The sequence below is a fragment of the Streptomyces sp. SudanB182_2057 genome (genome assembly GCF_964272715.1).
Classification (GTDB): Bacteria; Actinomycetota; Actinomycetes; order Streptomycetales; family Streptomycetaceae; genus Streptomyces; species Streptomyces rubradiris.
Map to the genome: position 1 here is coordinate 3516360 of NZ_OZ186798.1, position 12681 is coordinate 3529040.

The following is a 12681-nucleotide window of genomic DNA, read 5'->3' on the forward strand; positions in this document are numbered from 1 at the left end:
CTCCGTGCACCCCGAACACCCCCAGAACCGCCGAAGTTCAGCGCAGGGACGCCCAGAGTTCGCTCGCCCGGGGTTCCTCGGGGATCACGCGGTTGGGGTCGGAGGGGGCCGTGACGACCGGCATCGTCACCGTCGTCACCCGGTCGGCGGTGAGGCCCTCCAGGCTCCGGCCGAGGCTCATCAGCTCGCCCAGGGAGTCCAGTCCGGTGTCGGTGGTCAGGCCGGCGGTGGCGGCGTCGGCGACCCGGTACAGCCGGGCCGGGTCGGTGAGCAGTCCGGCGTCGGAGACCTGCTCCAGCAGGGCCTTCACCAGCGTCTGCTGGAGCCCTATGCGGCCCAGGTCGCTGCCGTCGCCTATGCCGTGCCGGGTGCGGGCGAGCGCCAGGGCCCGCGTGCCGTCGAGGTGGTGGGTGCCGGCCGGGAGGCGCAGGTGGCTCTGGTCGTCGTCGATGTCCTGGTCGGTGGTGACGTCCACCCCGCCGAGCGCGTCGACCAGCCGGGCGAAGCCGGAGAAGTCGATCTCGAGATAGTGGTCCATGCGGACACCGGTGAGGGTCTCCACGGTCTTCACCGCGCACACCGGACCGCCCACCTCGTAGGCGCTGTTGAACATCGCGCCGTACGCCGGTGCCGAGGTGCCGCCCGAGCCGAGCGGGCAGGACGGGCGGGTGACAAGCGTGTCGCGCGGGATGCTGACCACGGTCGCCGTCGTCCGGCCCGCGTCGAGGTGCACGACCATCGCCGTGTCGGACCGGGCGCCCTCGCTGTCCCCGCCGCCCAGCTCCCGGTTGGCCGCGCCGCTGCGCGAGTCCGAGCCGAGGACCAGGATGTTCAGCGAGCCGGTGGGCACCGGGGAGCCGTCGGCGGAGGCGGCCGGGGCGGGGGTGAACATCGCGCGGGCGGGCCGGTCGTCGCCGAGCGCGCTGTCGATGTCGACGCTGGTGATGTTGTGGTTCAGATGCCAGTACGCCCAGCCCGCCGCCGCCACGGCCAGCACCAGGGTGCCCGCCAGGGTCAGGCCGGCAATCCGGAGCGCCCTGGGCCGCCGGCCCGTCCGTCTGCCCGTCTCGTCCTGCTCCTCGTGTCGCGTCACGACAGGAACATAAGTCCGAATGATGAACGGGCTGTTAGCGCTTTCGGCGCAAGCCGGTTTTCTTGTGAAATTCTCATCTTGCGGTCGGCGCCGGACCGTTGGACGAGGTGCCGGCGCGGGAGACGGCCACGCCGGACCGGGGGCCTCGGTACGTCAGCTTCCGGTCCGCGCGGGAGCGGCGGTGCTGGAGCGCACCACCAGGCTCGTCGCCAGCTCGACCCGGGTCGTCGCCCGCTCGTCCTCGGCCCGCCCCAGCTCCAGCACCAGCCGGGCCGCGGCCTCGGCCATCTCGGTCAGCGGCTGCCGCACGGTGGTCAGCGGCGGGCCCACCCAGCGGGCCACCGGCAGATCGTCGAAGCCGACCACGCTGAGGTCCTCCGGGATGCGCAGGCCCAGCTCGCGGGCGGCCTCGTACAGGCCGAGGGCCTGGAGGTCGTTGCCCGCGAAGACGGCGGTGGGCCGGTCCGGGCGGCGCAGCAGCTCCAGGCCCAGGCGGTACCCGGCGTCGTGGTGGAAGTCTCCGGCGAGCACCAGCGAGGGATCCACGGGCAGCCCGGCCGTCTCCAGCGCCGCCCGGTAGCCGTCCATCCGGGCCCGGCTGCCCATCATCCGGGACGGGCCGCTGACGGCGCCGATCCGGGTGTGGCCGAGTTCCACCAGGTGCCGGGTGGCGGCGAGCCCGCCCTGCCAGTTGGTGGCGCCGATGGAGGGCACGTCCGGGCCCGGGTCGCCGGCCGGGTCCATCACCACGAACGGCACGGAGCGGCTGGTCAGCAGGGCCCGCTGGGACTCGTCGAGGTCCGACAGCACCAGCACCACGCCGTGCGGGCGGCGGGCGGCGACCTGGTCGGCCCAGGTGCGGCCGGGGGTGAGCCGGCCGGCCGACTCGGACAGCACCACGCTCAGCCCGGCGTCCCTGGCCACGTTCTCCACGCCCCGGATGACCTCCAGCGCCCAGGCGCTCTCCAGTTCGTGGAAGACGAGGTCGATCAGCGGTGAGCGGGACGCCTCGGCACGTCGGCGCCGGTAGCCATGGGAGCGCAGCAGTTCCTCCACCCGGGTGCGCGTCGCCGGGGCGACGTCGGCACGGCCGTTGAGGACCTTCGAAACAGTCGGGGCGGAGACCCCGGCCTCCCGGGCGATCTCGGCGAGGGTCGCCGTCTGTGCTGCTGCGGGCTTCGGAGGCTTCATACGGGCGATCGTAGCGGCGCGGGAGCCCGCGACGAAGAACTGTGCATCCGCGAAGCCCTCGAAACTTTCGGAACCGAGTCCGAAAACTGAGCCGAAACTTTCGCAGCCCGCACAACGCGGACACCCCGCCTCCGGTGTCCCGGGGGCGGGGTGTCGAGTGGAGCGCCGGGCAGGCCTTGCACCTGCATCTCCCCGCAGGAAGCGGGGCGTCTTTCCTTGGACCACCAACGCACTGGCTCCGGGCCGGTGTTCCGGCCGTTCGCTGTGTGATGATCATAGCGCAGGAAGGGGGTGCCTCCGCAACTCCAGTCACAGGAGCCTCACCAGCATCAGCCCCCCCCTGGCGTCAGTCGTCCGCCACCGACTCGAACCGCCACCGGTGCACGGTCCGCGTCACCAGCTCCGGATCCGGCTCGGGCAGCTCCGGGAGCGGGGCGTCGTACGGCGCGTCCCACCAGGTGACGACCAGCACCCGGTCCTGCGGCGCGCGGAAGGTCTCGCGGCGCAGCGGATCGGCGGCCAGGCGCTGGGCGCGGGCCCAGGCGAGCAGGTCGGCGCCCCGCCCCTCGACGGCCCGCGCCTCCCACATCAGTGCGACGGTCACGAGTACAGGTTCTCCTTGCTGACCTCGTGCACATGGTCGTGGTCGTGAGCGTGCCCGGGGACGTGCGGGTCGGTCACCGGCAGGGAGGAGTCGGCCGACAGGTCCCAGCTGGAGGCGGCCCGGTCGCGGGCGACCATCTCGGCGCCCAGCGCGGCCACCATCGCGCCGTTGTCCGTGCACAGCTTGGGGCGCGGCACGCGCAGCCGGATGCCGGCCGCCTCGCAGCGCTCCTGGGCGAGGGCGCGCAGCCGGGAGTTGGCCGCGACACCGCCGCCGATCATCAGGTGGTCCACGCCCTCGTCCTTGCAGGCGCGGACGGCCTTGCGGGTCAGCACGTCGACCACGGCCTCCTGGAAGGAGGCGGCGACATCGCGGACCGGGACCTCCTCGCCGGCCGCGCGCCTGGCCTCGATCCACCGGGCCACGGCGGTCTTCAGGCCGGAGAAGGAGAAGTCGTACGCCGGGTCGCGGGGGCCGGTCAGGCCGCGCGGGAAGGCGATGGCCGCCGGGTCGCCCTCCTTGGCGTAGCGGTCGATGACGGGACCGCCGGGGAAGCCCAGGTTCAGCACGCGGGCGATCTTGTCGAAGGCCTCGCCGGCCGCGTCGTCGATGGTCGCGCCCATCGGCCGCACATCGGAGGTGATGTCCGCGGACAGCAGCAGCGAGGAGTGGCCGCCGGAGACCAGCAGGGCCATCGTCGGCTCGGGCAGCGGGCCGTGCTCCAGCTGGTCCACGCAGATGTGCGAGGCGAGGTGGTTCACGCCGTACAGGGGCTTGCCCAGGGCGTAGGCGTACGCCTTGGCCGCCGAGACGCCGACGAGCAGGGCGCCCGCGAGACCCGGGCCCGCGGTGACCGCGATGCCGTCCAGGTCCCTGGCGCTGACCCCCGCCTCCTTCAGCGCGCGGTCGATGGTGGGGACCATCGCCTCCAGGTGGGCCCGGGACGCCACCTCCGGTACGACACCGCCGAAGCGGGCGTGCTCGTCGACGCTGGAGGCGACGGCGTCCGCCAGCAGGGTGGTGCCGCGGACGATGCCGACGCCGGTCTCGTCGCAGGAGGTCTCGATGCCGAGGACGAGAGGTTCGTCAGTCATTGATCTCGGTTCCTTGTACTGGGTCGGACCCGGCGGCGGTACCGCTGTCGGATCCGGTGGTCAGGCGCATCACCAGGGCGTCCACGTTGCCGGGCTGGTAGTAGCCGCGCCGGAAACCGACGGGGACGAAGCCGAAGCGTTCGTAGAGCTTCTGGGCGCGGACGTTGTCGACCCGGCATTCGAGCATCACGTCGGGGCACTCGAACGCGGTCGCCGCGCGCAGCAGTTCCGCCAGCAGGCGGGCGCCGAGGCCGGTGCCCTGGTGGTCGCGGGCGACGGCGATGGTCTGGACGTCGGCCACGTCACCGGCCGCGGCCAGGCCCCCGTACCCGACGATCCGGCCGTCGGCGGACTCGGCGACGAGATAGCACCGGGTGGACTCGGGGCCCCGGGCGTGGGCCAGCTCGGACCAGAACATCCCGCGGGACCAGGCGTCCTCGGGGAACAGGTCCCGCTCCAGCTCCAGGACCGGGTCGATGTCCCACCAGCGCATCTCGCGCAGTCGGGGAGGTGCCGGCTGTGTCACTTGGGGGTGACCACCTTGTAGTTCTTGGGGACCTGGGCGTCCGGGCGGCGCAGGTACAGCGGCCGGGGCGCGGGCAGTTCGCCGCCCGCGGCCAGCCGCTCCGCCGCGAGCGAGGCGAGCGCGGCGGCGGACACGTGCTCGGGCTCGTGGGCGCTCGGGAACGTGTCCGGGTAGAGCAGCGCGCCCGCGCCGACCGCGGGCAGGCCCGCGACCCGCTCGGCGATGTCGGCGGGGCGGTCCACGGCCGGGTCGGTCAGCCGGGTGCGGGAGTCGGCGTACGTCGCCCAGTAGACCTCCTTGCGCCGGGCGTCGGTCGCCACGACGAAGGGGCCCTTCTCGATGTCGGCGGCGTAGGCGAGGCCGTCCAGCGTGCACATGCCGTGCACCGGGACACCGAGCGCGAGGCCGAAGGTGTCCGCGGTCATCAGGCCGACGCGCAGGCCGGTGTAGGGGCCGGGCCCGGTGCCGACGACGATGCCGGTGACGGACTCCAGCTTCAGTCCGGCCCGGGCGAGGACCCGGTCGACGGCCGGCAGCAGCAGCTCTCCGTGCCGGCGCGCGTCCACCTGGCTCGTCGAGGCGATGACGTCCGTGCCGTCGTGCAGCGCGACGGTGACGGCGGGTGTTGCGGTATCCAGAGCGAGCAAGAGCACGCGAACAGCCTACGGCGCCCGCGGCTCGCGCACGGCCGCCCGGGACGAACGGCCACCGGCTGCTACGGTCTCCACGAATACGACATATGCCTCAAACCAGGCTTGTAGCGGACGCGAAGCAGAGGTGGGCGCAGGTGGCAGGGACCAGCTCGGTGATCGTGGCCGGCCTCACCGCGGCGGCCCTGGGAACGGTCGGCTTCCTGGCGCTGCGAGCCCAGGCGACCGTGCCGGCCGCGCTGCGCGACGGGCCGGCGGCGAGCGCGTCGGCGGCGGCGAAGGCGAAGGCCCCCCGGGACCGGCACCACCCGACCGCCCTGCCGGACGGGTCCGGGACGGGTGAACGGGTGGTGTACTCGGTGGACGACGACCGGGTCTGGCTGGTCGCCGCCGGCAACCGGGTGCGGCACACCTTCACCGTGCGTCCGGGCAGCGTCGATCCCGCGCCGGGCACGTACTGGGTCACCTCCCGCTCCAACACGGCCACCGGCACCGACGGCCTGCCCGTCGAGCACGTGGTGCGGTTCACCAGCGTGGACGGGGTGGTGATCGGGTTCAGCGCGGCCGTGCACAGCGAGGCCGGCCCGGTGGCCGACCCGAACGTGAAGACGGGCGGGATCCGGGAGAGCCGGGCGGACGGCGACGCGCTGTGGCGGTTCGCCACCATCGGGGTGCCGGTGGTGGTGATCCGGTAAGGCGCCGTGCCGCCGGCCGGGCGCGGCCCGCCGGGCGCTCAGCCCGCCAGCGTCTCCAGGCCCGCCCCGGCCCACCGCTCCCCCAGCCCGGTCAGCGTCAGGTGCCGGACCTCGTCCGTCGTGTCGCCGACCGCGCGGTGGATGACGACCTGGAGGCGGTCCTCGGTCAGTTCCTCGACCTTGCCCTCGCCCCACTCCACGACGATCACCGAGTCGGGCAGCGAGACATCGAGGTCCAGGTCCTCCATCTCGTCCAGGCCGCCGCCCAGGCGGTAGGCGTCGACGTGCACGAGGGGCGGGCCGTCGCCGAGGGACGGGTGCACCCGGGCGATGACGAAGGTCGGCGAGGTGACCGCGCCGCGTACCCCGAGCCCCTCGCCGAGCCCCCGGGTCAGGGTGGTCTTGCCCGCGCCGAGCTCCCCGCTGAGCATCACCAGGTCGCCCGCGCGCAGCAGCCCGGCCAGCCGTCGGCCCAGCTCCCGCATCCGCTCGGGGGAGGTGATCGTCAGCCGGATCTCAGCGGCCGCGTGCGCTGCTGGTGCTGCTGGTCGTTCCATAGCCACTTACGGTAGCCCCTGCGGGCACCGCTCCCGCGCGGGTGAGCAGGTCGGCGAGCCGGTCGGTGACCACCTCGGGGTGCTCCAGCATCACCAGGTGCCCGGCGTCCGGCACGAGCACCAGCTCGGCGTCGGGCAGCAGGCCGGCGATGGCCTCGCTGTGCTCACTGGGCGTGACCAGGTCCTGCACCCCGGCCAGCACCAGCACCGGCAGGTCCCGGAAGCGGGCGAGCGCCTCGGTCTTGTCGTGGTCGGTGAAGGCCGGGTAGAACTCGGCGACGACGTCGATCGGCGTGGACTCGATCATCCGCTCGGCGAACCGCTCCACCGACGGGTCGACCTCTCCGCCCGCGAACGAGTACCGCTTGATGATCCCGGCGAACAGGTCGGCGGTGGCCCGGCGCCCCTTCTCCACCAGCTCCACCTGCCGGCCGAGCGCCCGGAGCACCCCCGGCAGGATGCGGCGCACCGCGTTGACGCCGGCCACCGGGAGCCCGAAGTTGACCTCGCCGAGCCGCCCGGACGACGAGCCCACGAAGGCGGTGGCGACCACCCGGTCCCGGATCAGCTCGGGGTACTGGGCGGCCAGCGCCATCACCGTCATCCCGCCCATCGAGTGGCCGACCAGCACCACGGGGCCGTCGGGGACGGCGGCGTCCAGCACGGCCTTCAGGTCCCGGCCGAGCTGGTCGATGGTGACCGGCACCCGGTCCCGGGTCTGGGCCACGCCCCGCCCGGACCGGCCGTGGCTGCGCTGGTCCCAGTACACGGTCCGGACGACCCCGCGCAGGGCGGCCCGCTGGAAGTGCCAGGAGTCCTGGCTGAGGCAGTAGCCGTGGCAGAAGACGACGGTGACCGGGGCGGGCGCCTTGCGGCCGAACAGCCGGCGCCGGCGCGGGGAGAGGTCCGCGCCCTGGTCGGGCTCGGCCTCGTCGACCTCGTAGTACAGCTCGGTGCCGTCGTCGGCGTAGGCCGTGCCGGGGGTGCCCCGCAGGGTGCCGTACGGACCGGCCGCGTCCAGCGCCAGCCGGGCCTTGCGGCGCACCTCGCGCCCCACCGTCATCCGCTCCACGGCGACGCCGGCCGCCGCGCCCGCGGCGAGCACGCCCAGCGCGGCACCGGCGATGCCGGTCGCCCTGCGCCAGCTCCCGGCCGCCCCCGCGGCGGAGGCGGAGGCGGCCGAGGCGACGAGGTCCGCCACGGTCTCCGCGCTGCTCTCGCTCACGTGCCGCTCCTCTTCCCCTGCTGGAGTTCGCCTGGACGGGTGAAACGGATGGTGACGCCGGTGGTCCCGGACCGCCCGCCGGTGCGGCCGGTGGTCCTGAGCCGTCGCTCCGGGACGGGTTACCCGGCTTCCCGCTCGTTCACATGGACGCGCGGGACCCGGGTGCCGATGCGGGTGACGATCTCGTAGGCGATCGTGCCGCAGGCCTGCGCCCAGTCCTCGGCGGTGGGCTCGCCCCGGTCGCCCGGTCCGAAGAGCACCGCCTCGGTCCCCACCGGGGGCTCGTCGCCGCCGAGGTCCACCACGAACTGGTCCATGGCGACCCGCCCGGCGACCGTGCGCCACTTGCCGTCGACCAGCACCGGGCCGGTGCCCGAGGCGTGCCGCGGGATGCCGTCCGCGTAGCCGACCGGCACCAGGCCGAGGGTGGTCTCGCCGGGGGTGACGTAGTGGTGGCCGTAGCTGATGCCGTGGCCGCCCGGCGCGTGCTTGACCAGGGCCAGCGAGGCGCTGAGCGTCATCACCGGGCGCAGTCCGAAGTCCGCCGGGGTGCCCAGTTCCGGGCTGGGCGAGACGCCGTACATCGCGATGCCGGTGCGGACCAGGTCGAAGTGGGTCTCGGGCAGGGTGAGGGTGGCCGGCGAGTTGGCGATGTGCCGCACCTCGGGCCGTACGCCCCGCTCCTCGGCGTACGCCACCATCTCCCGGAACCGGGTGAGCTGGGCGGCGACGGAGGGGTGCCCCGGCTCGTCGGCGCACGCGAAGTGCGACCACAGCCCGGTGACCCGGACCAGCCCCTCGGCCTCGGCGCGCAGCGCCTCGCCGACCAGTTCGGCCCAGTCGGCGCCGGGCTGGCAGCCGTTGCGGCCGAGCCCGGTGTCCGCCTTGAGCTGCACGCGCGCGGGGCGGCCCGCCGCGCGGGCGGCGGCGGTGACCTCGCGCAGCGCCCACATGCCGCTCAACGACACGTCGATGTCGGCCTCGACGGCCTCCCGCCAGGGGCCGCCCGGCACCCACAGCCAGCACAGCAGGCGGCCGGACAGCCCGGCGGCACGCAGCGCGAGGGCCTCCTCGGCGGTGGCCGTACCGAGCCAGGTGGCACCGGCCGCGAGGGCGGCGCGGGCACACGGCACCGCGCCGTGGCCGTACGCGTCGGACTTGACGACGGCCATCACGGCGGCGCCCTTCGCCCGGGCGCGCAGGGCGCGCACGTTGGCGCGCAGGGCGCCCAGATCGATCTCGGCGCGGGCGCGCAGGGCGGCGGTCGGCTCAGCTGCTGTCTCAGTCATCGCGCCCCAGTCTCTCAGAGGCCGCCGAGGGCCCCCGGGGCCCGGGCCCGACGACCGGGCTCCCCACGACCACCCGGCCCGCCGACGGCCACCAAGGGCCACCGACGCCAACCCGGCCTCCCGGCAGGCCCGACCGGGCCGGGGTCCGGCATCCGCGGCACGTCAGGCCGGACCCGCGACACCACCGGCCGCCCACGGACCCGGCACCCGCAACGCGCCCGGCCCGCCCGTAACCCCGGTGCCCACGGCACGTCCGGCCGCGAAGAACTCCCGTACCCGCAAGCACCCGGTCGCCCAGGAATCCCGTGCCCGCAGCGCACCCGCTCGCCCGGCAACGCCGTACCCACGGCACGACCGGCCCGCCCGCGAACCCGGCACCCACAACACGCCGGGCCCCCGGAAACCCCGTGCCCGCAGCACGACCGACCGAGCACAGGGACCGGTATCCACAGCACGCCCGACCGGGCCGGCGAACCGGACCCGCAACACGTCCAGCCCGCCCGGGGACCCCGTACCCGCGACGCGCCCCGGTTTCGGGTCGTCGCGCGGCTCAACCCCGTACGTTCCGCCACGCCTCGGGGATGCGGGTCGCCACGTCGTGGGCCCCCGCCGGTGCGTCCCGCGCGGCGAAGCGGCCCGCCAGGCCGTGGAGGTACGCGGCCACGCTCCCGGCGTCCAGCGGGTCCAGGCCGGCCGCCAGCAGGGAGCCGGCGAGGCCGGAGAGCACATCGCCGCTGCCGGCCGTGGCCAGCCAGGGGGTGCCGGTGGGGTTGACCCGTACGGGTCCGCCGTCGGGGCCGGCGACCAGGGTGGTGGAGCCCTTCAGCAGGACCGTCGCCCGGTACGCCGCTGCCAGTTCGCGCACCGCGGCCAGCCGGGCGGCCTCGACCTCCTCGCGCCGCACCCCCAGCAGCGCGGCGGCCTCGCCCGCGTGCGGGGTCATCAGGGTCGGCGCGGTCCGCCCCCGTACGGTGTCCCGGTCGGCCAGCCGCAGCCCGTCCGCGTCGAGCAGTACGGGCACGTCCGTCGCCAGCACCTCGGCCACGGTCGCCGCGTCGTCCCCGGCGCCCGGCCCGGTCACCCACGCCTGCACCCGGCCGGCCTTGGCGGGTCCGGCGTCGGAGACGAGGGTCTCCGGGAAGCGCGCGAGGACCGCGTCCCCGGCCGGGCCGACGTACCGTACGGCCCCGGCCCCGCCGCGCAGCGCCCCGGACACCGCCAGCACGGCCGCGCCCGGGTACCGTGCCGAGCCCGCCGCGATCCCGACCACCCCGCGCCGGTACTTGTCGCTCTCCGCCGCCGGAGTCGGCAGCAGCCGTGCCACATCGGCGTGTTGCAGGGCCTGGAGGACGGCGTCGGCGGGCGGCGGTTCGATGCCGATGCCGACGAACCGTACCGCTCCGGCGTACTCCCGCGCGGGATCCACCAGCAGCCCGGGCTTGTACGCGCCGAAGGTGACGGTCAGGTCGGCGCGCAGCGCGGCCCCGCGCACCTCCCCGGTGTCCGCGTCGACGCCGCTGGGCAGGTCCACGGCGACGACGGCGGCCCCGGACCGCGCGACCGCCTCGGCGAGCCGTGCGGCGTCCGGCCGCAGCCCGCCCTTGCCGCCGATGCCGACGATCCCGTCCACGACCAGGCGGGCCCGCGCGATCGCCGCCTCGCCCCGGTCCGCCGTGACCGCCCGGCCGCCCGCCCGGCGCAGCGCGGCGAGCCCCGCGGCGTGGGTCCGTCCGGGCGCGAGCAGGACGGCGGTCACCCCGGCGCCGCGCCGGGCCAGCCGGGCCCCCGCGTACAGGGCGTCCCCGCCGTTGTCCCCGCTGCCCACCAGCAGCACCACCCGGCTGCCGGACACCCGCCCGAGCAGGCCGGCGCAGGCGGCGGCCAGCCCGGCGGCGGCCCGCAGCATCAGCGCGCCTTCCGGCAGCCGCTCCATCAGGGCCCGTTCGGCCGCCCTCACCGTCTCCACGCTGTACGCAGTACGCATGACACCGAGTCTGCCCCCGGAGCCGGGCCGTCCACACCCGCGGCGCCGGCCCGGTCAGCCCTCGGCGACCACCACGGCCGAGGCCACCCCGGCGTCGTGGCTGAGCGACACGTGCCAGGCGCGCACGCCCAGCTCGGCCGCGCGCGCGGCCACCGTGCCCGTCACCCGCAGCCGGGGCTGGCCGCTGTCCTCCACGTACACCTCGGCGTCGGTCCAGTGCAGTCCCGGCGGTGCCCCCAGCGCCTTGGCCAGTGCCTCCTTGGCGGCGAACCGGGCCGCCAGCGAGGCGATGCCGCGCCGTTCGCCGCTGGGCAGCAGCAGTTCGTGCCGTACGAACAAGCGGTCGGCCAGCCCCGGCGTGCGCTCCAGGGACGCCCGGAACCGGTCGATCTCGGCGACGTCGATGCCCACCCCGATGATGCTCATGCCGAGCACCCTACGGCCCGGGCCGACGGCGTACCGGCGACACCACGTCGCCTACGCTGCGGACATGACCTCATCGAACGCCTATCTCTCCGGCCTGTTCTCGCTGGACGGCCGGGTCGCGCTGGTGACCGGCGGCAGCTCGGGCATCGGCCGGGCCGTCGCGGGGGCGCTGGCGCGGGCCGGGGCGAGCGTCGTGATCGTGGCCCGGCGCGAGCGGGAACTCGCCGACACGGTGGAGGAGTTGACGGCCGACGGCTGCCGGGCGGCCTGGGTGAGCGGTGATCTGGGCAGCCGGGACGGGGTGCGCGCGGCCGCCGAGGACGCGGCGGCCGTGTTCGGGGAGCCCGACATCCTCGTCAACTCCGCCGGGATCAACCTGCGTCCGCCGCTGGGCGAGCTGGGCGAGGACGTGTGGGACGCCACCATGGCGGTGAACCTGGAGGCGCCGTTCCTGCTGGGGCAGCGGTTCGGGCCGCGGATGGCGGAGCGGGGCTTCGGCCGGATCATCCACATCAGCTCCCAGCAGGCGCACCGGGCGTTCGTGCAGAGCGGTGCCTACGGCGTGTCGAAGGGCGGGCTGGAGTCGCTGGCCCGCTCCCAGGCCGAGGCCTGGTCGCCGTACGGGGTCACCTGCAACACCCTGGTGCCGGGCTTCGTGATGACCCCGCTCAACGCGCGGCTGTCGGAGGACCCGGAGCGGGTGGCGGCCCTGGCCGCGCGCACGATGACCGGCCGCAACGGCCTGGCCGAGGACTTCGCGGGCGCGGCCGTGTTCCTGGCGAGCGGTGCCTCCGCCTATGTCACCGGCCAGTCGATCCACGTGGACGGCGGCCTGTCCGTCCACTGAGCGGCCGCGCGCACCGCCCTCAAGATCACGGCCGGGCGGTGGCCCAGTAGCCTTCCCGGTGACCGGCGTCGCGCACGTCAGCGCGACGCCGACGCACACAACGGGAGGACAGCACCTTGAAGTCGAGGTTCCTGGGCAGCGCGCTCACCACCGCCGTTCTCGTCGGCACGGCCCTCGCCGGGACCGTCGCCGGCGCCGGTTCCGCCTCCGCGGCGTCCCTGCCGAAGGACTGCGGCAAGGCCATCGTCAACGTCAAGGCCAAGGAGACCGTCAACGTCCGCACCTCGCCCAAGACGACCGCCACGGCCGTCGGCATCTGGGGCAAGGGCCGCAAGGGCACGATCTGCAACGACGGCAAGGCGTACAAGGGCGGCTCGTACACGGCCTGCGGCAAGAAGAGCAACCTGTGGTACTACGGCGGCGAGAAGAAGACCGGCTGGGTGCCGAAGACCTGCATCAACTGGTGACCACCGGCCCGGCCCCGCCGGGCGGAACGGCAG

At 75.0% G+C, this 12681-nt stretch carries 14 protein-coding genes and 1 tRNA gene; 3 read left to right on the forward strand and 12 right to left on the reverse strand.

Features of this window, described 5'->3' with window-relative positions; genetic code table 11:
- Positions 1-37: 37 nt before the first annotated feature.
- The 7 genes from ACSURM_RS14995 to tsaB form a co-directional block, all read right to left on the reverse strand.
- Entirely contained in the window at positions 38-1093 is a 1056-nt protein-coding gene (locus ACSURM_RS14995) for an LCP family protein (RefSeq protein ID WP_436955482.1), read from the reverse strand.
- A gap of 153 nt (positions 1094-1246) precedes the next feature.
- On the reverse strand, positions 1247-2284 hold the full coding sequence (locus tag ACSURM_RS15000) for a LacI family DNA-binding transcriptional regulator (RefSeq protein ID WP_436955484.1): 1038 nt from the start codon (positions 2282-2284) through the stop codon (positions 1247-1249).
- A gap of 158 nt (positions 2285-2442) precedes the next feature.
- Positions 2443-2515: transfer RNA gene (locus tag ACSURM_RS15005), tRNA-Gly, on the reverse strand.
- A 115-nt stretch (positions 2516-2630) separates the two neighbouring features.
- Complete coding sequence (locus ACSURM_RS15010) at positions 2631-2888, reverse strand: hypothetical protein (RefSeq protein ID WP_436955485.1); 258 nt, start codon at positions 2886-2888, stop codon at positions 2631-2633.
- Complete coding sequence (tsaD, locus tag ACSURM_RS15015; protein ID WP_436955487.1) at positions 2885-3982, reverse strand: tRNA (adenosine(37)-N6)-threonylcarbamoyltransferase complex transferase subunit TsaD; 1098 nt, start codon at positions 3980-3982, stop codon at positions 2885-2887. The genes ACSURM_RS15010 and tsaD overlap by 4 nt, the downstream gene beginning before the upstream one ends.
- Positions 3975-4475: a ribosomal protein S18-alanine N-acetyltransferase gene (rimI, locus tag ACSURM_RS15020; RefSeq protein ID WP_181795647.1), complete on the reverse strand. Its 501-nt coding sequence runs from the start codon at positions 4473-4475 to the stop codon at positions 3975-3977. Before rimI ends, tsaD begins: the two co-directional genes overlap by 8 nt.
- 29 nt (positions 4476-4504) lie before the next feature.
- Entirely contained in the window at positions 4505-5161 is a 657-nt protein-coding gene (tsaB, locus tag ACSURM_RS15025; RefSeq protein ID WP_436955488.1) for a tRNA (adenosine(37)-N6)-threonylcarbamoyltransferase complex dimerization subunit type 1 TsaB, read from the reverse strand.
- A gap of 134 nt (positions 5162-5295) precedes the next feature.
- On the opposite strand from tsaB, the gene ACSURM_RS15030 reads away from it, so the two are divergent.
- Entirely contained in the window at positions 5296-5853 is a 558-nt protein-coding gene (locus ACSURM_RS15030; protein ID WP_436955490.1) for a hypothetical protein, read from the forward strand.
- 38 nt (positions 5854-5891) lie between these two features.
- Here ACSURM_RS15030 and tsaE read toward each other — a convergent pair whose 3' ends face one another.
- The 5 genes from tsaE to ACSURM_RS15055 all read right to left on the reverse strand — a co-directional run bounded on the left by tsaE (position 5892) and on the right by ACSURM_RS15055 (position 11334).
- Entirely contained in the window at positions 5892-6410 is a 519-nt protein-coding gene (gene tsaE, locus ACSURM_RS15035; RefSeq protein ID WP_436955491.1) for a tRNA (adenosine(37)-N6)-threonylcarbamoyltransferase complex ATPase subunit type 1 TsaE, read from the reverse strand.
- Positions 6370-7635 (reverse strand): alpha/beta fold hydrolase, encoded by a 1266-nt coding sequence (locus ACSURM_RS15040; protein ID WP_436955492.1) that lies wholly within the window; start codon positions 7633-7635, stop codon positions 6370-6372. Before ACSURM_RS15040 ends, tsaE begins: the two co-directional genes overlap by 41 nt.
- A gap of 119 nt (positions 7636-7754) precedes the next feature.
- Positions 7755-8924 carry an alanine racemase gene (alr, locus tag ACSURM_RS15045; RefSeq protein ID WP_436955494.1) on the reverse strand — a complete coding sequence of 390 codons (1170 nt, stop codon included), beginning with the start codon at positions 8922-8924 and terminating at the stop codon, positions 7755-7757.
- 550 nt (positions 8925-9474) lie between these two features.
- On the reverse strand, positions 9475-10908 hold the full coding sequence (locus ACSURM_RS15050) for an NAD(P)H-hydrate dehydratase (RefSeq protein ID WP_436955496.1): 1434 nt from the start codon (positions 10906-10908) through the stop codon (positions 9475-9477).
- A gap of 54 nt (positions 10909-10962) precedes the next feature.
- Positions 10963-11334 (reverse strand): holo-ACP synthase, encoded by a 372-nt coding sequence (locus ACSURM_RS15055; protein ID WP_436955498.1) that lies wholly within the window; start codon positions 11332-11334, stop codon positions 10963-10965.
- Positions 11335-11398: 64 nt separating this feature from the next.
- Here ACSURM_RS15055 and ACSURM_RS15060 point away from each other — a divergent pair, with 64 nt between their 5' ends.
- Together ACSURM_RS15060 and ACSURM_RS15065 are read left to right on the forward strand one after the other, a co-directional pair.
- Positions 11399-12181, forward strand: coding sequence for an SDR family NAD(P)-dependent oxidoreductase (locus ACSURM_RS15060; RefSeq protein ID WP_436955499.1), 783 nt, complete (start codon positions 11399-11401; stop codon positions 12179-12181).
- 116 nt (positions 12182-12297) lie between these two features.
- Entirely contained in the window at positions 12298-12648 is a 351-nt protein-coding gene (locus tag ACSURM_RS15065) for a hypothetical protein (protein WP_436955500.1), read from the forward strand.
- Positions 12649-12681: the final 33 nt, after the last annotated feature.

Bases quoted from the DNA above. Each gene is read 5' to 3' on its own strand.
- tsaD (WP_436955487.1), bottom strand. From the start codon at position 3,982: ATGACTGACGAACCTCTCGTCCTCGGCATCGAGACCTCCTGCGACGAG.
- tsaE (WP_436955491.1), bottom strand. From the start codon at position 6,410: ATGGAACGACCAGCAGCACCAGCAGCGCACGCGGCCGCTGAGATCCGG.
- alr (WP_436955494.1), bottom strand. From the start codon at position 8,924: ATGACTGAGACAGCAGCTGAGCCGACCGCCGCCCTGCGCGCCCGCGCC.
- ACSURM_RS15000 (WP_436955484.1), bottom strand. From the start codon at position 2,284: ATGAAGCCTCCGAAGCCCGCAGCAGCACAGACGGCGACCCTCGCCGAG.
- ACSURM_RS15055 (WP_436955498.1), bottom strand. From the start codon at position 11,334: ATGAGCATCATCGGGGTGGGCATCGACGTCGCCGAGATCGACCGGTTC.
- rimI (WP_181795647.1), bottom strand. From the start codon at position 4,475: ATGCGCTGGTGGGACATCGACCCGGTCCTGGAGCTGGAGCGGGACCTG.
- ACSURM_RS15060 (WP_436955499.1), top strand. From the start codon at position 11,399: ATGACCTCATCGAACGCCTATCTCTCCGGCCTGTTCTCGCTGGACGGC.
- ACSURM_RS15050 (WP_436955496.1), bottom strand. From the start codon at position 10,908: ATGCGTACTGCGTACAGCGTGGAGACGGTGAGGGCGGCCGAACGGGCC.